Genomic DNA, 18,950 nt, shown 5'->3' on the forward strand with positions numbered 1-18,950 from the left:
CTCGACATGGTTCCCGGCGCGTTTGCTCCGTGTGCACCGGCTTCGACAAAGCCCGTATTGAATGCTCCGCTCTGGGCAGTTCGCTACGCGCGAATTCAATGTCGGGGCGGCTCCCGCGCCGGGCGCGGGGAAAAGCCTTTTCCGCGGCGGGGGGGTGGGGGCGTTTGTCGCTTTTGGAAAAGGCCGGGGGCCTGTTTCGCCTCTCTGAAAAAAAGAAAGGGGAAGCACCCCTTGAAGGGCGCTTCCCCCGGAGACTTGCGGGAAGGCGGAATCAGTTCTGATTCTCGTCGAGCTCTCTGGTGTACCGGCACTTGGGATTGGGGCAGGCCAGATGACGACCGCGGGCGCGGGTGGTCTTGATGACCAGAATGGGAGAATGGCACTCGGGGCAGGGTTCGGCCACGGGCCAGTCCCACACGGCGTAGTCGCAGTTGGGGTACTGGTCGCAGGAATAGAACAGCTTGCCCTTGCGGGAGCTCTTTTCCACCAGCATGCCCTTGCCGCACTTGGGGCAGGCCACGCCGGTGGAGAAGGGCGCGGCGTAGTCGCATTCGGGGTAGCGCGAGCAGCTCAGGAAGCGGCTGCCCGTACGCGACTGCTTGAGAATCACGTCGCCGCCGCACTTGGGGCAGACGCCCATCTTCTTGTGTTCTTCCTTCGGGCGCTCCTGCGGAATGATGTGTCCCTTTTCGTCGCGGGTGAAGTTGGTGGTGTAGCGGCATTCGGGGTAGCCCGTGCAGGCCAGAAATTCGCCGCTCTTGCCGAACTTCACCACCAGCGGTTTGCCGCATTCGGGGCAGGGCACGTCGGTGGTGAGTCCGCCCTTGACGGGGGCCATGTTCTTGGCGGCCGCTTCCAGCGTGGGATTGAAGTCCTTGGAAAAGCCCTTCATGAGATCCACCCAGCCGAGTTCGCCGTCGGCCACCTTGTCGAGATTGTTTTCCATCTCGGCGGTGAAGCCCACGTCCATGAGTTTGGCGAAGTGGTCGCGCAGCTGCGAGCACACCACCTTGCCGAGATCCGTGGGAGCGAAGTGCTTGTCTTCCAGGCGGACGTATTCACGGTCCTCAATGGTGGAAATGATGGTCGCGTAGGTGGACGGACGGCCTATGCCGCGCTCTTCCAGCTCGCGCACCAGCGAAGCTTCGGTGTAGCGCGGGGCGGGCTGCGTGAACTTCTGTTCCTTTTCGAGCTTCTGCAGCGTGACGGTTTCGCCTTCGCGCAGGGCCGGAAGCGCGGCTTCCTCTTCCTCGGCGGAGCGCGGCATCACCGCAAGAAAGCCGGGGAAGAGCAGGCGTTCGCCCTTGGCCTTCCACAGGCCCGGGCCGCAGGTCAGGCTGACGGCGGTGTCGTGATAGGTGGCCGCGGCCATCTGCGAGGCCACGAAGCGGCACCAGATGAGATTGTACAGGCGGTACTGATCGGAGGAGAGAAATTCCTTCACGTCCTGGGGCGTCAGCGTGATGTCCACGGGGCGGATGGCTTCGTGAGCATCCTGCGCGGAGGTCTTGCCCTTGAAGGAACGGCCCTTGCCGCCGGGAGCCATGTAGTCCTTGCCGAAGCGCTGTTCGATGTAGTCGGCGGCGCTTTTTTTCGCTTCTTCGGCAATGCGCACGGAGTCGGTTCGCATGTAGGTGATGAGGGCCGTGGTGCCGCGTTCGCCGAGCTCGATGCCTTCGTAGAGCCGCTGCGCCGTGGCCATGGTGCGCTTGGAGGTGAAGCCGATGCGCTGGTTGGCCGTCTGCTGGAGCGTGGACGTGGTGAAGGGCGGCAGCGGGTTGCGCGAGCGTTCCTTTTCCTCCACCTGCGTCACCACGAAGGGCTGACCGGCCATGGCCTGTTCGAGGGCGTCGGCCGCGGCCTTGCTGGCGATGAGAATTTTGCGCGCGCTTTTATCCTTGTTTTCGTCGGAGCCGGAAAGTTCCTTCAGCTTTTTGGCGAAGTTCGTTTCGATCTTGGCAAGCTCCGCCTTGAACGGCGGAGGCGTGGCTCCGGCAAGCAGCGCGCGGAAGGTCCAGAATTCTTCGGGCACGAAGGCGAGGCGTTCCTCTTCGCGTTCCACGATGAGGCGCAGCGCCACAGACTGCACGCGTCCGGCGGAAATGCCGCGCTTCACGGTTTTCCACAGCAGCGGCGAAATCTTGTAGCCCACGAGACGGTCGAGCACGCGGCGGGCCTGCTGGGCGTCGAAGAGATTGGGATTGATGTCGTGCGGGTGTTCCAGGGCGTTCTTCACGGCGCGGGCCGTGATTTCGTTGAACTGAATGCGCTTGATGTTCTTCGCCTTGTTCTTGATGACCTCGGCGATGTGCCAGGCAATGGCTTCCCCTTCGCGGTCCGGGTCGGGCGCAAGGTACACGGTGTCGGCCTTGGAGGCCGCTTCCTGCAGATCGCGCACCACCTTTTCCTTGCCCTTGATGATTTCGTAGTGCGGGGCAAAGTCGTGGGCTTCATCCACGCCGATTTCTCTGGTGGGCAGATCGCGTATGTGACCTACGCTGGCCTGCACCATGTATTTGTTTCCCAGAAATTTCTTGATGGTCTTCACCTTGGCCGGTGATTCCACGATAATCAGATCCTTGCCCATATTTCGCTCACAAGTAGGAATTTCAAAGAGAGGATGCGCCTCCTCCGTCGTCAAGCAACATACGTTAAAAGGGGGGAGCGTCAAGTCCCGTGCGGCGCAAAAGACGCATTTAGCCCGTTCCTGCGGGCTTTTTCGGGGGCTCGGCGGGGTTTCGGCGCGGCAAAAGGCGTCAGATGAGCTCGGCGGCCGAGGCGTCGCGCGCAAAGGCAATGCGTTCCGGGCCGAGGCCGAGAGCCTGCCAGCGCGGCTTGAGCGCGCCTTTGTCGCCGTACATGAAGCCCTGACACGACTGCGGCAGCGTGAGCCTTTCCGGCGCGCGGCCGAGGGCCTTCACGGCGTTTTCGGCGGCGCGAAGCAGCGCTTCGGCCTGAATGAGCGCGCCGAGGGCCGGATGCCGCGGGCCGGCGAGCAGCGCGGCGTCGAAGGCGCTCTCCGGCGCTACCGACAGCCGGATGACCGGAACCTGCGCCTGCCAGGCCATGTTCAGCGCTTCGCCCAGGGTGCGCACGGTCTGTTCCACGGTCCACGGCGCAAAGCGGCCTTCGCGGAACCAGCGCGCCAGCGTTGTGCCTTCGGGCACGAGGCAGGGATAGAAGCGGAGGCAGGCGGGCGAAAGGGAAAGCGCCGTGCGCACGTCGGCGAGAAACACGTCGGGCGTGCTTCCCGGCATGCCCGGAAGCAGCTGAATGCCGAGGCTGAGCCCGGCGTCCGTCACGGCCCGGCATCCGGCGAGGGCGGCGCTGCGGTCGTAGCCGCGGCGGGAGAGCGCGAGGGCCTCGCTCTCGAAGCTCTGTATGCCGAGCTCCACGAGATCCACGCCGTGGCGCAGAAGTTCGTCCAGCACGGCGGGCGAAAGGGCGTCCGGTCTGGTGGAGCATCGGGCGAGGCGGATGCGGCCTTCGCGGCGCAGCGCGTCGAGAAGTTCAAAGCAGGACGCGCGGTCCGCAGCGGGCAGCGCCGTGAAGGTTCCGCCGTAAAAAGCCAGCTCGCGGCGCTCCTGCGGCCCGCAGGGAGGGAGCTCAGCCGCGTTTTTTGCGGCTTCGGCGAGAATGGCGCGCAGGCCTTCCGAGCCCGTGTGACCGGTCTGCTTGTCCTGCGCGCAGTACACGCAGTGCCCGGGACAGCCGAGAAAAGGGAGAAATACCGGCAGGATGCGGCTGGAGCGGCTCTGGCGGGCTCCGGTGAAGAAAAGGATGCGCCCGGACCCGGTGCGGCCCAACGGTTGAGGGAGACGTGACATTTTTTTTCCTCGGCAGAAAAGCTCTTGATGTTCTAATCGCTTGCGCTTAGGATGACAAGGTGTCTCCCGTGTTAAAAATACAGGAGAGACTTTGGAGGTCTGTACTGTTATGTCTGAAGAAAAATGTATTTTCTGCCTTATTGCCAGGGGAGAGATTCCCTGCGCAAAGGTGTACGAGGATGATTGCGTTCTGGCGTTTCTTGATTTGTCGCCCGTGCATCCCGGTCATACGCTGGTGATACCCAAGACGCATTACAAGGATATGCTTGAAGTTTCCTGTGATATTGCACCTGCGGTGTTTGCGGCGCTGAAGAAGGTCGGTGCGGCCGTCATGAAGGCCACCGGAGCTTCGGGGTTCAATGTCATGCAGAACAACGGATTGTCCGCAGGGCAGACTATGTTCCATATTCATTGGCACATCATCCCCCGTTTCGACGGGGACGGGCTCGGCGTGTGGGAGCAGGGGAAATATCCTGACGCCGCAGCCATGCAGGCCATGGCTGACAAGGTGGCCGCGTGCCTGGAAAAGTAATCCGTATCCGGAAGGAAATGGCAGGAGGAAAACATGAACAAGGCTCTGACGAAGGCTGACATTGTGGAAGCGGTGTACAATGACAAGAATCTCGGCCGCAACCGTGCGGAAGTGAAGAATATCGTTGAAAATCTGCTTGCCCTCATGAAGCAGGCCATCAAGAAGGATGACGCGCTTCTCATCAGCGGCTTCGGCAAGTTCGAGGCCTACGACAAAAACGCCCGCAAGGGACGCAACCCCCAGACCGATGAATCCATCACGCTGCCTCCGCGCAAAGTGGTGGTGTTCCGCCTTTCCCGCAAGTTCCGCATGGAGCTCAACGGCGGCGAAGAAGCGTAGTCTGAAGGGCGGTGTTCCCTGCAAGAAGGGCCTGCTTCGGCAGGCCTTTTTTCGTATCTGAAGAGCGGGCGGCAAGAGTGCCTTGTCTGTACTCCCCCTGTCTTTTGCGCTATAGCGGTGGCGTGCCCGCGGCTGTTCCGGTCTCCGGGGCACGCAAATCCTGGCCGTTTCGGCCAGCTTGGAGAGAATATCATGTCTGTTCCTGTCCTCGATGCCGCCGGGTGGACGGCAAGACTCATGGAGCTGCCGCGCGAGGGCGCGGCCAACGTCACGGCCTTTTACGAACATCGCATGGGAGCGATCTGCAAGGACGCCCGTCTGCTGCTGGTGCCTCTGGACGATCACATGGTGCATCGCGGCGACGCCATTTTTGAGAGCCTTACGTTTCTGGAAGGGCGCATCGTGCAGCTCGACGCCCATCTTGAACGCATGAAGCATTCCGCCGCGCGTCTGGAGCTTGAGCCTCCGTGCCCGTGGGAGGAGGTGCGCTCCATCATGCTGGACGTGGCCCGGGAAGGCGGTGCGCCGTACGGCGGGCTCAAGGTGCTGCTCGGCCGCGGCTGCGGAGGGCTGGGCGTGGATCCTGCCGAATGCCCGCAGCCCAGTTTGTACATTGTGGCCACCAAGGGGCGTCCGCTGCCGGAATCGTTCTGGCAGAAGGGGCTGACGGCGGCAAGAAGTGCCGTTCCGGCCAAGCAGGAATGGCTTGCGCAGATCAAGTCCACCAACTATCTCGCCAACGCGCTCATGGCGAAGGAAGCCCGCGAGAAGGGCGTGGATCTCACCTTTTCCTTCGACGAAGACGGTTTTCTTGCCGAGGCGGCCATTGCCAACGTGGCGCTGGTGGACAGGCAGGGCCGCATGCTCATGCCCGAGTTCCGGCATGCGCTTCCGGGCACGACGTCCATCCGGGCCATGGAGCTCGCCAAGGCGTTCATGCCCGTAGTTATCACTGATATCACAGAAGAAATAGTGGAACAGGCTTCCGAGATTCTGGTACTTGGTACTACATGCGAGTGCGTGGCGGTCACGCACTACAACGGCAAGCCCGTAGGCGACGGCCGTCCCGGTCCCATGGCGGACAGGCTGCGCCATCTGCTGCATGACGCTCTTGTGACCGGAGGCGTGCCGTTCCTCAAATGATTAACAAGTGAGGAACTTATGCGCATCAAGACTCTGTTCACCGGTTTTTGCTGTGGTATCATTCTGGCTCCCGCAATGGCCCTTGCCGCCGATACCGCTCCCGCGTCCAAGGCCAAGCAGACCGTGGCCGACACGCCTTTCGTGATCGTGGCTCCCAGCGAGGAAATCGTGGTCACCTTCCCGCTGTTCGTCGTGGAACGCGGCGTGGTGGAGAGCGTGGACGCCAAGAACGGCACCTTTACCATCAAGGACAAGCAGGGCGACACTTCCACCATCAAGGTGACGGACAACACGCTGGTTGAAAACGTGTACGCCGACATCTTCACCTGGGAGAGCAAGAAGGGCATCGGCGACCTGAAGAAGGGCGACAAGGTCCGCGCCCGCGTGTTCCCCGGCGACGATGGTCAGCCCGCCTCCGCCATTTCTCTGGATGTGTACAAGTTCTAAATTTGTTTGCGGAATGTTCCGCAGAGAGTCATGAAGGCCGGAGTCGTTCCGCATGGCGGGCGGCCCGGCTTTTTTCATGCCTTTTTCATGCGGCGCAGCGCCGGCAGAAGGCCGGGGCCGGCGGTTCGGAACGGACAATGCAGCGGAGGCAAAGCGCACCGTGCCCGGGGCGCTTTGCCTCAGAGCATGTTCACGGGGTCGAGGTCCAGCGTGATGCGCAGCTCGTGAGGCAGCGCGCCGACGTCGCGCAGGGCCATGGCGTAGGCCTGACGCACGTGCTGCCAGGTATCGGCCTTCATGAGGCACTGAAAGCGCATGCGGCCCTGAATGCGGGCCAGCGGCGCGGGAGCCGGGCCGAGCACGGTGAGGCCGAGAGCGCGGCCGTGGGCGCGCAGAGCTGCGGCAAAGGCGTTCACGCGGCTTTGTCCTTCCTTCCAGTCCCAGGGGTAGGAAAGACGGATGAGCGCCAGCTTGATGAAAGGCGGGTAGCGGCGCTGCTTGCGCAGGGCTATTTCGTGTTCGTAGAAGCCCTCGTAGTCGCCGGTTTTCACGAACTGCCAGCAGTAGTGATTGACGTCTCTGGTCTGAATGAGCACGCGTCCGGGCTTTTCGCCGCGTCCGGCGCGTCCTGAGGACTGCACCAGAAGCTGAAACGTGCGTTCGGCCGAGCGGTAGTCGGGCATGTTCAGGCCCATGTCGCCGTCGGCCACCACGGCCAGCGTGACGTTGGGAAAGTGATGCCCCTTGGAGAGCATCTGCGTGCCCACCAGCACCTGCGCTTCCTGCCGGGCGAAGGCGGCGAGAATTTCTTCCATGCGTCCGGGGCGGCTCGTGCTGTCGCGGTCGAGCCTGAGCACGCGGCCGCCGGGCGGCAGGGCTCCGGCGAGCTCTTCTCCGGCCAGACTTTCCTCCAGCTTTTCCGTGCCTTCGCCCATGGGCAGAAAGTTGAGGCCGCCGCATTTTTCGCAGGGCGAGGGAAAGGGGCGCGTGTGGCCGCAGTAGTGGCACACGAGCTGTTCGCGCTTCTTGTGATAGGTGAGGGCTATGTCGCAGTTGGGGCACTTGGCCACGGTGCCGCAGTTCAGGCAGTACATGAGCGGCGCGTAGCCTCGGCGGTTGAGCAGCACCACGGCCTGTTCGCCGCGCTGCACGGTTTCCCGCAGCGCCTCCACGGCGCGGTCGGAAAGCAGTTTGGAGGCCGGCTGATTCTTGATGTCCACAAGCTCGATGGCGGGCAGCGTGCCGCCGCCCGTGCGGTGCGTCAGCCGGGAGATGGGAAAAAGCCCTTCCTTTGCCGCATGAAAGGTTTTGATGTCCGGCGTGGCCGAACCGAGAATCAGCAGCGCCCGATGCCTGCCCGCCCTTTCCCAGGCCACTTCCTTGGCCTGATAGGGCAGACGGTCTTCCTGCTTGAAGGAGCCGTCGTGTTCCTCGTCGAGCACGATGGCTCCCAGCGGCGGCAGGGGCAGAAACAGCGCCGAACGCGTGCCGATGACGAGGCAGGGTTCCCTGCGCGCGGCGAGGCGGCGGAAGGTGCGTTCCCGCTGCTGCTGGCTCTGGTAGCCGTGATAGAAGAAAATGGGCGCGCCGGGAAAACGCTGTTCGGCGTCTCTGCGCAGTTTGAGGGCGATGGCCACTTCCGGGGCGAGAAGAAGCGCGGAACGGCCCCTCGTAAGGCAGGCGTGGGCGAGTTCCAGATACACGGCCGTCTTGCCGCTTCCCGTGATGCCGAAAAGAAGATGCGCGAAGGGCCGCTTTTCTCCGCGGGCGAGGGCATCCATCTGCTCGCAGTATTCCCTGAGCGCGGCCTGCTGCTCCTCCGTGAGCTGGAAGGGCGGCTCTGGCGGCGGCAGCAGCGCCTCCTCCGGTTCCGGCTCGTCCTCTTCGGGCGTTGCGGGGCGAAGTTCCACCAGCTTGTTCTTCACGAGCGCCGTGAGCGTCTGCGAGCTGTCGGGCAGGGCTTCGCGCAGCTTTCTGCGCGTCACCGTGCCGTTTCTGAGCAGCCAGTCGAGCAGTTCGCGCTGCTTGACGGCATTGGGACGTACCGGCCACGGCGGATCGCAGGCCAGCGCGCAGAGTTCTCCGTCGGCGGCGTCTTCGGCCAGCATGAGAAGTTCGGCCCGGCCGTGCGTGAAGTCCTGCGCCAGCGCGGCGCGTTCGGCGGCGGACATGGCGGGGATGTCGCGCAGGGCGAAGAGTTTCGGCTTTTGTCCTTTGCCGTTCACGTCCGGCAGGTACTGCCGCACGCGGATGCGCGCGGTGACTCTCAGCCCCTGCGGCAGAAGATTGCCGAGCACGCGGCCGGGCGAGGAATACTGACGCGCGGCGAGCTGTTCCACGGTTTCCATGTAGTCGCGCGGAAGCAGCGGCGTCAGTTCCAGAGGCCACGTCAGGGGGCGCAGCGTGATGTCGCCGCTTTTTTTCATGCTGTGCTGACCGGCGGCGCTTTCCCGGAGGGCGTTCGGATCGTCGTCGGCGAACACGGCCGTGACGACGCCCGCGCGGATGGCTCCGTTGCCGAGCGGTACGGCCACGCGCAGTCCGGCCTGCCAGGGAAAGTCCGGAAACTCCTCAGGCGTCAGATAGCTCAGCGTGGCGTAGGGCGGCGTGCAGAGGGCGACGTGGCAGATCATGAATGCGGTCCTGGGCTGGCCCGGAGACGGGGCGCGCCTCTATCCCTTGAACACGAAGAAGGCTCCCGCCACGATGAGCGCAAAGCCGATGGCGTGATTCCAGGTGAGGCTTTCGCCGAGATAGAGCGTGGAGAAGATGCCGAAGATGGTCAGGGAAATGACTTCCTGAATGGTCTTGAGCTCGGCGGCGGAAAAATAGCCGTAGCCCACGCGGTTGGCGGGCACCTGAAGGCAGTATTCAAAGAAGGCGATGCCCCAGCTGACGAGAATGGCTCCCACGAAGGTGAGGGAGTGGTGGCGCAGATGTCCGTACCAGGCATAGGTCATGAAGATGTTGGAACCTATGAGAAGCAGAACGGTGATGACGGGAATGGGCAGATGCAGAGTCATGACGGCCTCGTCGTATGCTTTGCTGCGGAAGGAACAAGAAAGGGGAGCGCGCTCCCCTTTCCCAGTGATGATATGAAACGGACCTAAGTCCGACGGATTACAGATCGAATTCCTTGTGCAGAACGTTGACCGCGAGTTCGAGGTCGGCCTCGTCCACCAGGCAGGAAATCTTCACTTCCGAGGTGCTGATCATGATGAGGTTGATGCCGGCCTTGTACAGGGCGTCGAAGGCGCGGCTGGCCGCGCCGCTGTGATTGCGCATGCCCACGCCCACCACGGACACCTTGGCGATGTTGGAGGAGTGTTCGATGCTGCTGCAGGCGGGCTCGGCCTTCTGGAGCACGTCGAGGGTGCGCTTGAGGTCCTTGCGGGACACGGTGAAGGCCATGTCGGTCACGCCGTCGCGGCTGGCGGTCTGAATGATCATGTCCACCACGATGCCGGCCTTGCCGAGCGGGCTGAAGATGCTGGCCGCCGAACCGGGTCTGTCGTGTACGTCGCGGAGCGTGACTCTGGCTTGATCCTTATCAAAAGCGATGCCCGAAACGAGCACGGACTCCATCATGATGTCCTCCTTGGTGACCAGCGTGCCCGGATCGTTCGAGAAGGTGGAACGCACCCGGACGGGAACATTATATTTTTCGGCGATTTCTACGGAACGGATTTGCAGAACCTTGGCGCCCATGGAAGCCATTTCCAGCATTTCGTCGTAGCTGATGCGTTCCATTTTGTGGGCGTCCTTGCACATGCGCGGATCGGTGGTATATACGCCGTCCACGTCGGTATAGATGTCGCAGCGGGTCTCGTCGCCGAGAGCGGCGGCCACGGCCACGGCGGAGGTGTCCGAGCCTCCGCGGCCCAGCGTAGTGAGGCGCATTTCTGGCGTGCGGCCCTGGAAGCCGGCCATGACCACGACGTCGTAGGTCTGGAAGGCTTCGCGGATGGCGTCGGCATTGATGGTGTCAATGCGGGCGTTGCCGTAGGCGTCGTCGGTAATGACGGGCACCTGAAAACCGAGGAAGGAGCGGGCTTTCACGCCTGCGTCGCGCAGGAGCATGGAAAACAGCGCCACAGATTCCTGTTCGCCGGTGGTGAGCAGAACGTCGAGTTCTGCGGGATCGGGTTCGTCCGACCACTGATAGGCTCTTTCCAGCAGGCTGTTGGTCTGGCCGTAGCGGGCGGAGAGAACCACCACAACCTTGTAGCCTTCCTCAAGTGCGGCAAGCACTTTGGTGCGCACTTTTTTCATGCACTCCAGGTCGGCGACGGAGGATCCTCCGAATTTCTGCACAAGAATACGCATAGGACATCCTGAAAAAAAGGGATATGGCACGCTTATGCCTTGTCGGCAGGCGCAAAGCGCCGTTCGAGCCGGGGCTTCAGATTCCGCAGAAGAGCGTCGGCTGCATTGCCGTGGGCTTTCAGCGTTGCCAGCCGGAAAGTCTGGCATGATTCCGCAGTCTTGTCCAGAGCTTTTGCGTCGTTGCCCTGTACGGGGTCAAGATAAATGTCGAGGCGCTCGGCGGCGCGGCGCTCGGGAGCCAGATACTGCGGCCATTCGAGAATGAGGAAGGGGTCGCCCTCGTCGAGCATTTCTTCCATTTCTTCGGGGAGCGAGGCGTTTTCGGAAAGGCGGTAGAGGTCGGCGTGGAGCACTTCCGGCCTTGTGGGATACACGTTGCACAGGGTGAAGCTGGGGCTGGCCACTTCGGCCTGATCGCCGCCGGGCAGCGCCGCCGCAAAGCCGCGGGTGAAGGTGGTCTTGCCTCCGCCGAGATCGGCGAACAGGTAGATGGTGCGCAGGGGCGAGTCGAGCATGGCCTGCGCGAGCATGGCGCCGAATTCCATGGTGTCTTCGGGGGATTTCAGAAGGATGGGCATGATTCTTCTCTGCTGGGTTCGCCTGCCGAGCCGAGCACTCGGGGCAGGATGTTGGCAATGTCGTGCGGGCCGTTGCCGCGCAGGGGAAATTCTCCGGCGAGGCGAAGCCCCGCAAGGGCGTGCAGCCACACGCCGAGCGTGGCGGCAAGCGGGGCCGCGTGGCCTCGGGCGAGCAGCGCGCCGATGACGCCGGCAAGCACGTCGCCGGAACCGGCCACGGCCAGCTGCGGCACCTGCCACGGAGAAATGACGGAAGGCTCGTTCGGCGCGCTGATGAGCGTGCCTTCGCCCTTCAGCACCCACACGGCGGGCGCGAGCGCGGCAAGGCTCCTAAGAGCGCCGAAGCGGTCGGCCTGCACGTCGCGGACGCCGGTGCCGAGAAGCGTGGCGGCTTCGCCCGGATGCGGGGTGAGCACGTCGCAGGGGCGCAGCAGGGAAAGGAGCTTCGGCCGCTGCGCCAGGGCAAAGAGCGCGTCGGCGTCGATCACCATGGGCGGGCGATGGGGAAGCTGAAGCAGCGCTTCGGTCATGTCCGCTGCCCCGCTGCTGCGTCCGAGTCCCGGGCCGAATACCAGCGCTCCGAAGGTGGGCAGGGTTTCGGCCAGCGTCTGCGCGTCTTCGGCGCACCAGGCGTTGTCCGGAGCCTTGCCTGAGAGCGCGTGCAGCGTCAGGGCGGGCATGGAAATGCGTGCGGCGTTGAGCACGGGTTCGGGAGCGGCCAGCATGACGAGTCCCGCGCCGGAGCGCAGGGCTGCCCAGGCGGAAAGGCACGGAGCGCCGGTGTAGGACGGGCAGCCTCCGGCCACAAGCACTCTTCCGGCCGCGCCCTTGTGGGCAGGGCCGCGGCCTTCCGACACAGCGGGCGTGTTGAAGATTTCCTCAAGCCGGGGCGAAAGACCGTGTTCCACGGTGTAGGGCGCGCCTCTGTCGAGGCGGCGCGTGCAGAGCCAGGTGCGGAAGGACGGGGGATCGGCTTCCTGCACGGCGCGCGGCATGCCTATGGGCCGCACGATGAGATCTCCGGTGAACTTCTGCGCTTCGGGCAGCAGCAGTCCGGGTTTGGCCGCCTGAAACGTGACCGTGACGTGGGCGCGCACGGCCGTGGGCGAAGGACGGCCGTTGCGGGCGGAAAGCCCGGAAGGCACGTCCACGGCAAGAACAAAGGGCGCGGAAAGGGCGTTCAGCTTTTCCACAAAGGATTTCTCCCGCTCGCGCAGTTCGCCGTGAAACCCGGTGCCGAGCAGCGCGTCCACCACGATGTCGGGCGCTGCGGGCGCGCGGGTGTCGCCCTTCACCCAGTCGTCGGCAGGCACGACGGGCACGCCGAGGCTCATGGCCACGCGCAGCCAGTGCAGCGCCGCGCCGTGATAGGCGTCGGGCTCCTTCGCGCACACGAGCACGGGCGCGGCTCCGGCGTCCAGAAGATGACGGGCCATGCAGAAGGCGTCGCCGCCGTTGTTGCCGCCGCCCGCAAGCAGAAGCACGGAGGCTCCGGCCGGAGACAGACGCCGTTTTCCGGCCTCTTCGCGCAGGCAGTCCATGGCGGCGCGCGCGGCGCTTTCCATGAGGGTTTCTTCGGAAATGCCGGAAGAAGCGGCCGCGGCGTCCCAGCGGCTCATTTCCTCCGGAGTGGGAACGGGAACGAACATTGTTTTTCCTCCAGTCTGCGGCCGGACGGGCCGACGCGTTCCGGAAAATTCTCCGCAGGGCGAAGGTAAGGCCTCGGCGGAAAAGTGCCTGTCAGGGCAAAAATTTTTTCGGTCAGGATTCGAGAATGACCACGGCTCCTGCCATGTCGCGTTCGTGGGAAATGGACACGTGGGTTTTCTGCACGTTCATGGCGCGGGCTTTTGCGGCCGCCTCGCCGTGCAGAAAAAGTTCCGGCCTGCCCGAGGCGAGGGAGAGAATTTCCACGTCGTGCATGCCCACGCCCTGCGCAAAGCCGGTGCCGAGCGCCTTGACCGCGGCTTCCTTGGCGGCGAAGCGTCCGGCCACGTAGGCCGTGCGGGCGGAGAGCACGGCGGGCATGCCTTCGCGCTCCTTTTCCGTGAGCACGCGGCAGAGAAAGCGCTCGCCGTAGCGCTCCAGCAGCGTTCTGATGCGCGGCAGCGCCGCAAGATCGAATCCTGTGCCTTGTATCATGAGAGATGGTTCCGGGGGCCGCGCGGCTGCGGAAGGGGTGAGAAATGCAGGTTGCGCCCTGCGGCGTAACATGGGAAGGCGCGAAAGACGCGCGAAGGGCCTTTGCCGCGACGCGCGTTCCTCCACGACGGAAAACCGCGCTTCGCCGGCGTCTGCCGCAAAGGGGGAGCCGCGCGGCTTATGGGAAAGCGCGTCTTCGGCATGGCCGGTCCGGCGAACCGGACCGGCCGGAAGATCAGGCCAGAATGTCGGAGCTGATGGAGGCGATGTCGGCGCAGCCGGTGAGGGCCATGGCCGAGGTGAGCTGCCCCTTGATGTCCGCCACGTAGGCGGCCACGCCGTCGGTCTGTCCGCCCACGGCCGCCACGGAGAACGGACGGCCGATGAGCACGGCCCTGGCGCCGAGGGCCAGCATCTTGAGCACGTCGGTGCCGGAACGCACGCCGCCGTCGGCCAGAACGGGAATTCTGTCGCCTACGGCTGCGGCAATGCCGGGAAGCACGGAGGCGCTGCCGGGCGTGCCGTCGAGCACGCGGCCGCCGTGGTTGGAAACCACCAGGGCGTCCACGCCGGCGTCGATGGCCACGCGCGCGTCGGCCACGGTCATCACGCCCTTAATCATGAACTTCGCGCCGCGTTCGTGGACGAAGCGGGCGATTTCCGCGAGCTCTTCCGCGCTCTTGGGAGACACGGGGCGGCCCTGAAGGCGCAGGGTCACAAGACCTGCGGCGTCCACGTCCATGCCCACCACCGGGCAGCCCGTGGCCGTGGCCGATTCCAGTCTGTTCCAGAGGAAGTCGCCTTCCCAGGGCTTGATGAAGGGAATGCCCCAGCCTTCCGCCTTGCGGATGGCCGCAAAGGCGCAGTCGGGAATGAGGGAGCCCACGCCGTCGCCGCCGCAGCCGATGATGCCCGCCTGCTTGGAGCCGCAGATGATGGCTTCGGCATAGGCGGCTTCGTCCACGGGGTTCTGAGAGGCGTCGCCCATGTTGAAGGCCACGCCGCCGATGGGAGCGGCAAGAAGAGGCAGCGCGAGCTTGAGGCCGAGAATTTCGGTGGAGGTGTCGGGCTGGGCCGCGGTGTGGAGGCAGCGCATGGCGAGTTTCACGTTCGCGAGCGCTTCCACGTTGGCGCGGAAGGACGAACCGGTGCCGAGACCGCCCATGCCGGGCACTTCGCCGGCGCAGGCCCGGCCGTCGCACTGGGGGCAGACGCGGCAATGGCCCTTCATGCGTTCGCGGGCCAGCTGTTTGATGGATGCGTCCATGGTCATTCTCCTGTACGGTAAAAGGACATTTCCGGCGAGCCGGGAAGGAGCGTCGGAAAACTGAGGGGCGGTCGTGTCCGCCCGAAATTCGCGTGCGGAACCTGAATCGCGGACGTGGCCGTGCTAAAAACGGTTCGCGGCCAAGGCCGGAACGGCTTTAGGCAAAGCCGGGAGAGCGCCGCGCAGGCGGGCGCGCGAAATATGGTCAGGCCTGATGTTTGGCTTCCAGCTCGGCGGCGGCCTTGCTTATGGAAGTCTTGTAGCCTTCGCGTTCGGCGCGGATGAGACCGGCTACGCGCTCGTCGTGCAGCGCAATGATTTCAGCGGCGAGCCAGGCGGCGTTCTTGGCGCCGTTCAGGGCCACGGTGGCCACGGGGAAGCCGGAGGGCATCTGCACCGTGGCGTAGAGGGCGTCGAGGCCGCCGATGGGCGAACCGGCCACCGGAATGCCGATGACGGGCTTGATGGTGCGGGCGGCCACGGCTCCGGCCAGATGGGCGGCCATGCCCGCGGCGCAGATATAGACCTGGCAGCCGTCGGCTTCGAGTTCGTTCATGAGCTCGACGGTGCGTTCGGGGGTGCGATGGGCCGAGGTGATGGTGTAGCGGTAGGAAATGCCGAGTTTCTTCAGCACGTCGGCGCAGGCGCCGACGACGGGATCGTCGGAAGCGGAGCCGATGAATATGGCGACTTGAGTCATGGGAAAATCCTTGAGCGTTTGTCGGGGAAGCGGACGCCCCGGACTTGCCGGGACGCCCGCGAAAAAACAAAGATCAGGCGAGGCCGAGGCGCTTCAGGCCCTTCAGGCCGATGTCGCTGCGGAACTGGCTGTGCTCCATGGACAGGCGGTCGAGCCCTTCGTAGGCGCGCTTCTGCGCGTCCTTGAGGTCCTTGCCGAGCGCGGTCACGCAGAGCACGCGGCCGCCGTTTGAGAGCACGCGGTCGCCTTCGCGACGGGTGCCCGCCTGAAAGACCTGCACGTCGTCCAGTTCTTCGGCGCTTTCAATGCCGGAAATGGGCATGCCCTTGGGGTAGGAGCCGGGATAGCCCGCCGCAGTGAGCACCACGCCGAGGGCCGAACGCGGTTCGATGTCGAGCGTGATCTCGTTGAGGCGACCTTCCAGACAGGCCTTGATGACGTCCACAAGATTGTTTTTGAGGCGCATGAGCAGCGGCTGACATTCGGGGTCGCCGAAGCGCACGTTGTATTCCAGCACCTTGGGGCCGGTTTCGGTCATCATGAGGCCGGCGTACAGAATGCCGGTGAAGGGCGTGCCGCGACGCGCCATTTCGGCGAGAATGGGGCGCGCCACGATGTCGGCCATGGCGTCGAGCTTTTCGTCGGGCAGCACGGGGGCCGGGCTGTACGCGCCCATGCCGCCGGTGTTGGGGCCCTTGTCGCCGTCGAACACGGCCTTGTGATCCTGCGCGGAAGGCAGCGGCAGGGCGGTCTTGCCGTCGCAGAAGCACAGCAGCGACACTTCCTCGCCCTTGAGGAATTCTTCGATGAGTACCGTGCTGGAGGCGTCGCCGAAGGCGTGGTCGTCGAACATGAGATCAAGCGCGGCCTTCACTTCCTCGTCGGTCATGGCTACAACGACGCCCTTGCCCGCAGCCAGACCGTCGGCCTTGACCACGAGCGGCGCGCCGTGGGCGGCCACAAAGGCGTCGGCATCGGCGCGGTTCGTGAACACGCCCGCCGCGGCGGTGGGCACGCCCGCCGCCTGCATGACTTCCTTGGCAAAGGCCTTGCTGCCTTCCAGCCTTGCGCAGGCGGCCACGGGGCCGAAGCAGGGAATGCCCGCTTCCTTCATGGCGTCCACCACGCCGAGCGTGAGCGGCAGTTCCGGACCGGGCACCACGAGATCCACGCCGTGCTCTTTGGCAAAGGCCACCAGCGCGGGAACGTCGCTGTCCTTGATGGCGACGTTGGTGGCGATTCCCGCCGTGCCGCCGTTGCCGGGAGCCACAAAGAGTTCGGTCACGTCGGGGCTCTGACGGAGCTTCCAGGCCAGGGCGTGTTCGCGGCCGCCGGATCCGATGATGAGTATGCGCATGGGTATTCCTCCCTTATTTCATGAACAGCATTTCCTGATAGCTGGGCAGAGGCCAGAGATCGTCGGCCACCAGCGTTTCGATTCTGTCGGCCCAGCGGCGCAGCTCTTCCATGGCGGGCAGCACGGAGTGGAGGCAGGTCTGCGCGACGGACAGCAGCTGACTCTCTTCGGGAGTCCAGTTGAGGTTTGCCGCGTTGGCTTCCAGCGTGCGGAGGGCGGCTTCAAAGCCGGCGATGACTTCGGAGAGCTCCTTGAGCGAATCCAGAGACGCGGGCACGCCGAGCGCGGCGCAGGAGGCCGCCGACGAGGAGAGTTCCTGACGGTAGCGGACGGCCGCGGGATAAATCTGGGTGCGGGCCATGCGCACGGCGAGGCTGCATTCGGTGTGAATGCTCTTGATGTACTGCTCAAGCTGAATGTCTTCGCGGGCCTTGAGTTCCTGGCGGGAGAAGACCTGATAGCGTTCGCACAGCGCCACCACTTCGGGCGAGGAGAACACTGGCACGGCGTCGGGCGTGGCCGGATAGTTCGGCAGGCCGCGGCGTTCGGCCTCGCGTTGCCAGATTTCGGAATAGCCGTTGCCGTTGAAGATGACGGCGCTGTTTTCCTCCATCACGTTTTCGATGAGCTTCTGCACGGCTTCGCCCAGGCTGAGACGTTCGTCGTGCATGGCGTTTTCGAGGAAGGTGGCGGCGTAGTCCAGCGATTCGGCCATCATGGTGTTGAGCACCACGAGGGAGTCGGCCGCGGACATGGAGGAGCCCAGGGCGCGGAACTCGAAGCGGTTGCCCACGAAGGCGAAGGGGCTGGTGCGGTTGCGGTCGCCGGGATCGGCGGGCAGGGGGGGCAGGGTGTCCACGCCCACGTTCATGATGCGCTTGTGCGCGGAGCCGGTCACCTGGCCCACGCGGAACTGTTCCAGCACGTCGGTGAGCTGATCGCCGAGGAACAGGGACATGATGGCGGGCGGCGCTTCGTTGGCGCCGAGGCGGCGGTCGTTGGAGGCGGAAGCCACCACGGCGCGCAGGAATCCGCCGTGGCGGTGCAGGGCGCGGATGACGGCGCACAGGAACACCAGGAACTGGGCGTTTTCATGCGGATTGTCGCCGGGAGCGAAGAGATTGCCCACCTCGGGGCTGCCGATGGAATAGTTGAGATGCTTGCCCGAGCCGTTGATGCAGTCGAAGGGCTTTTCGTGCAGCAGGCAGGACATGCCGTGACGGCGGGCGGTCTTGCGCAGCACCGTCATGATGAGCTGGTTGTGGTCGCAGGCGAGGTTGCCGGATTCAAAGGTGGGGGCGATTTCGTACTGGCTGGGCGCGACTTCGTTGTGACGGGTCTTCACCGGAATGCCCAGGCGGTAGAGCTGGCGTTCCACATCGGCCATGAAGCCGAGCACGCGGCTCGGAATGACGCCGTAGTACTGATCCTCGAATTCCTGGCCTTTGGGCGGACGCGCGCCGTAGAGGGCGCGGCCGGCGATGAGCAGGTCGGGGCGCGCGGAAACGAAGGTGCCGTCGATGAGGAAGTATTCCTGTTCAAGGCCGCCGTTGGAGGTGATGGGCATGGTGGGATTCACGCCGAACAGGCGCAGCACGCGGGCGGCCTGCTGGCTGAGGGCCTGACCGGAACGCAGCACCGGGGTCTTCTTGTCGAGGGCGATGCCCGTCCAGGAAAGGAAGACCGTGGGAATGCACAGCACCATGCCGGCGGGGCTTTCCATGAGATAGGCGGGGCTGGTCACGTCCCAGGCGGTGTAGCCGCGGGCCTCGAAGGTGGAACGGAGACCGCCGGAGGGGAAGCTGGAGCCGTCGGCCTCGCCCTGCACGAGGGCGCTGCCGCTGAACTGGGCCAGGGCGCCGCCCTTGCCGTCGGGTTCGAGGAAGCTGTCGTGCTTTTCCGCAGTGAGGCCGGTGAGCGGATAGAACACGTGGGTGTAGTGATCCGCGCCGCGTTCCATGGCCCAGGACTTCATGGCGTTGGCCACCACGTCGGCCACGTTGGGATCGAGGCGACGACCGAGGTCGATGGTGGTGCGCAGCGACTTGTACACGGCCTTGGGCAGATAGCGCCGCATGGCCTTGTCGTCGAAAACGTTGCACCCGTAGTATTCGGTGGGATCGGTATGGGCTTCGGCCGAGGCGGGATGTCCCCCCGCGATGTATTCCGCGTCATGACGCCGCGTGGCGACGGAAAGTACGGCATGACTGCGGCTGGCGTTGGCAGAACTCATGCGAACTCCTTGAAGAAAAGATAAGCGGCCCGTCGAGCGGGCCTTGTGTCGAAGAAAGG

The 18,950-nt window shown here is 64.5% G+C and carries 16 protein-coding genes; 4 read left to right on the forward strand and 12 right to left on the reverse strand.

Annotation, left to right across the window (positions count from 1 at the left end; all coding sequences use genetic code 11):
* Positions 1–271: 271 nt before the first annotated feature.
* Together topA and ACZM96_RS01195 are read right to left on the reverse strand one after the other, a co-directional pair.
* Entirely contained in the window at positions 272–2,587 is a 2,316-nt protein-coding gene (gene topA / locus ACZM96_RS01190) for a type I DNA topoisomerase (RefSeq protein WP_489486798.1), read from the reverse strand.
* A gap of 169 nt (positions 2,588–2,756) precedes the next feature.
* A complete protein-coding gene (locus ACZM96_RS01195) occupies positions 2,757–3,827 on the reverse strand; it encodes an elongator complex protein 3 (protein ID WP_489486800.1) in 1,071 nt (356 codons plus the stop codon).
* A gap of 109 nt (positions 3,828–3,936) precedes the next feature.
* On the opposite strand from ACZM96_RS01195, the gene ACZM96_RS01200 reads away from it, so the two are divergent.
* The 4 genes from ACZM96_RS01200 (at position 3,937) to ACZM96_RS01215 (ending at position 6,288) form a co-directional block, all read left to right on the forward strand.
* Positions 3,937–4,359, forward strand: coding sequence for an HIT family protein (locus tag ACZM96_RS01200; protein WP_489486802.1), 423 nt, complete (start codon positions 3,937–3,939; stop codon positions 4,357–4,359).
* Positions 4,360–4,392: 33 nt separating this feature from the next.
* The gene (locus ACZM96_RS01205) at positions 4,393–4,698 is read left to right on the forward strand and encodes an integration host factor subunit alpha (protein ID WP_294484361.1); all 306 of its coding nucleotides are present in this window, start codon (positions 4,393–4,395) and stop codon (positions 4,696–4,698) included.
* Positions 4,699–4,890: 192 nt separating this feature from the next.
* Positions 4,891–5,841, forward strand: a complete 951-nt coding sequence (locus ACZM96_RS01210; protein WP_489486804.1) for an aminotransferase class IV — start codon at positions 4,891–4,893, stop codon at positions 5,839–5,841.
* An 18-nt stretch (positions 5,842–5,859) separates the two neighbouring features.
* Positions 5,860–6,288 (forward strand): hypothetical protein, encoded by a 429-nt coding sequence (locus tag ACZM96_RS01215; RefSeq protein ID WP_489486805.1) that lies wholly within the window; start codon positions 5,860–5,862, stop codon positions 6,286–6,288.
* Positions 6,289–6,467: 179 nt separating this feature from the next.
* On the opposite strand, the gene priA is transcribed toward ACZM96_RS01215, so the two are convergent.
* The 10 genes from priA to ACZM96_RS01265 all read right to left on the reverse strand — a co-directional run bounded on the left by priA (position 6,468) and on the right by ACZM96_RS01265 (position 18,891).
* The gene (gene priA / locus ACZM96_RS01220; protein ID WP_489486807.1) at positions 6,468–8,921 is read right to left on the reverse strand and encodes a replication restart helicase PriA; all 2,454 of its coding nucleotides are present in this window, start codon (positions 8,919–8,921) and stop codon (positions 6,468–6,470) included.
* Between the two features lie 39 nt (positions 8,922–8,960).
* Positions 8,961–9,311 carry a DMT family protein gene (locus ACZM96_RS01225; RefSeq protein WP_489486808.1) on the reverse strand — a complete coding sequence of 117 codons (351 nt, stop codon included), beginning with the start codon at positions 9,309–9,311 and terminating at the stop codon, positions 8,961–8,963.
* Positions 9,312–9,408: 97 nt separating this feature from the next.
* Positions 9,409–10,614: an aspartate kinase gene (locus ACZM96_RS01230; RefSeq protein ID WP_489486809.1), complete on the reverse strand. Its 1,206-nt coding sequence runs from the start codon at positions 10,612–10,614 to the stop codon at positions 9,409–9,411.
* Between the two features lie 32 nt (positions 10,615–10,646).
* Complete coding sequence (tsaE, locus tag ACZM96_RS01235) at positions 10,647–11,192, reverse strand: tRNA (adenosine(37)-N6)-threonylcarbamoyltransferase complex ATPase subunit type 1 TsaE (protein WP_489486810.1); 546 nt, start codon at positions 11,190–11,192, stop codon at positions 10,647–10,649.
* Entirely contained in the window at positions 11,177–12,841 is a 1,665-nt protein-coding gene (locus tag ACZM96_RS01240; RefSeq protein ID WP_489486811.1) for an NAD(P)H-hydrate dehydratase, read from the reverse strand. The genes tsaE and ACZM96_RS01240 overlap by 16 nt, the downstream gene beginning before the upstream one ends.
* 112 nt (positions 12,842–12,953) lie before the next feature.
* Positions 12,954–13,334, reverse strand: a complete 381-nt coding sequence (acpS, locus tag ACZM96_RS01245) for a holo-ACP synthase (protein WP_489486812.1) — start codon at positions 13,332–13,334, stop codon at positions 12,954–12,956.
* 235 nt (positions 13,335–13,569) lie between these two features.
* Positions 13,570–14,601 (reverse strand): alpha-hydroxy-acid oxidizing protein, encoded by a 1,032-nt coding sequence (locus tag ACZM96_RS01250; RefSeq protein ID WP_489486813.1) that lies wholly within the window; start codon positions 14,599–14,601, stop codon positions 13,570–13,572.
* Between the two features lie 205 nt (positions 14,602–14,806).
* Positions 14,807–15,301, reverse strand: coding sequence for a 5-(carboxyamino)imidazole ribonucleotide mutase (purE, locus tag ACZM96_RS01255; protein ID WP_489486814.1), 495 nt, complete (start codon positions 15,299–15,301; stop codon positions 14,807–14,809).
* A 73-nt stretch (positions 15,302–15,374) separates the two neighbouring features.
* Positions 15,375–16,658: a phosphoribosylamine--glycine ligase gene (gene purD / locus ACZM96_RS01260; protein ID WP_294484328.1), complete on the reverse strand. Its 1,284-nt coding sequence runs from the start codon at positions 16,656–16,658 to the stop codon at positions 15,375–15,377.
* 13 nt (positions 16,659–16,671) lie between these two features.
* A complete protein-coding gene (locus ACZM96_RS01265) occupies positions 16,672–18,891 on the reverse strand; it encodes a glutamine synthetase III family protein (protein ID WP_489486815.1) in 2,220 nt (739 codons plus the stop codon).
* Between the last annotated feature and the right edge of the window lie 59 nt (positions 18,892–18,950).

The organism is Mailhella sp., assembly GCF_057866825.1.

Bases quoted from the DNA above. Each gene is read 5' to 3' on its own strand.
- ACZM96_RS01200 (WP_489486802.1), top strand. From the start codon at position 3,937: ATGTCTGAAGAAAAATGTATTTTCTGCCTTATTGCCAGGGGAGAGATT.
- purE (WP_489486814.1), bottom strand. From the start codon at position 15,301: ATGACTCAAGTCGCCATATTCATCGGCTCCGCTTCCGACGATCCCGTC.
- ACZM96_RS01250 (WP_489486813.1), bottom strand. From the start codon at position 14,601: ATGGACGCATCCATCAAACAGCTGGCCCGCGAACGCATGAAGGGCCAT.
- ACZM96_RS01210 (WP_489486804.1), top strand. From the start codon at position 4,891: ATGTCTGTTCCTGTCCTCGATGCCGCCGGGTGGACGGCAAGACTCATG.
- ACZM96_RS01265 (WP_489486815.1), bottom strand. From the start codon at position 18,891: ATGAGTTCTGCCAACGCCAGCCGCAGTCATGCCGTACTTTCCGTCGCC.
- purD (WP_294484328.1), bottom strand. From the start codon at position 16,658: ATGCGCATACTCATCATCGGATCCGGCGGCCGCGAACACGCCCTGGCC.
- ACZM96_RS01240 (WP_489486811.1), bottom strand. From the start codon at position 12,841: ATGTTCGTTCCCGTTCCCACTCCGGAGGAAATGAGCCGCTGGGACGCC.
- ACZM96_RS01205 (WP_294484361.1), top strand. From the start codon at position 4,393: ATGAACAAGGCTCTGACGAAGGCTGACATTGTGGAAGCGGTGTACAAT.
- acpS (WP_489486812.1), bottom strand. From the start codon at position 13,334: ATGATACAAGGCACAGGATTCGATCTTGCGGCGCTGCCGCGCATCAGA.
- ACZM96_RS01215 (WP_489486805.1), top strand. From the start codon at position 5,860: ATGCGCATCAAGACTCTGTTCACCGGTTTTTGCTGTGGTATCATTCTG.
- topA (WP_489486798.1), bottom strand. From the start codon at position 2,587: ATGGGCAAGGATCTGATTATCGTGGAATCACCGGCCAAGGTGAAGACC.
- ACZM96_RS01225 (WP_489486808.1), bottom strand. From the start codon at position 9,311: ATGACTCTGCATCTGCCCATTCCCGTCATCACCGTTCTGCTTCTCATA.
- ACZM96_RS01195 (WP_489486800.1), bottom strand. From the start codon at position 3,827: ATGTCACGTCTCCCTCAACCGTTGGGCCGCACCGGGTCCGGGCGCATC.
- priA (WP_489486807.1), bottom strand. From the start codon at position 8,921: ATGATCTGCCACGTCGCCCTCTGCACGCCGCCCTACGCCACGCTGAGC.
- ACZM96_RS01230 (WP_489486809.1), bottom strand. From the start codon at position 10,614: ATGCGTATTCTTGTGCAGAAATTCGGAGGATCCTCCGTCGCCGACCTG.
- tsaE (WP_489486810.1), bottom strand. From the start codon at position 11,192: ATGCCCATCCTTCTGAAATCCCCCGAAGACACCATGGAATTCGGCGCC.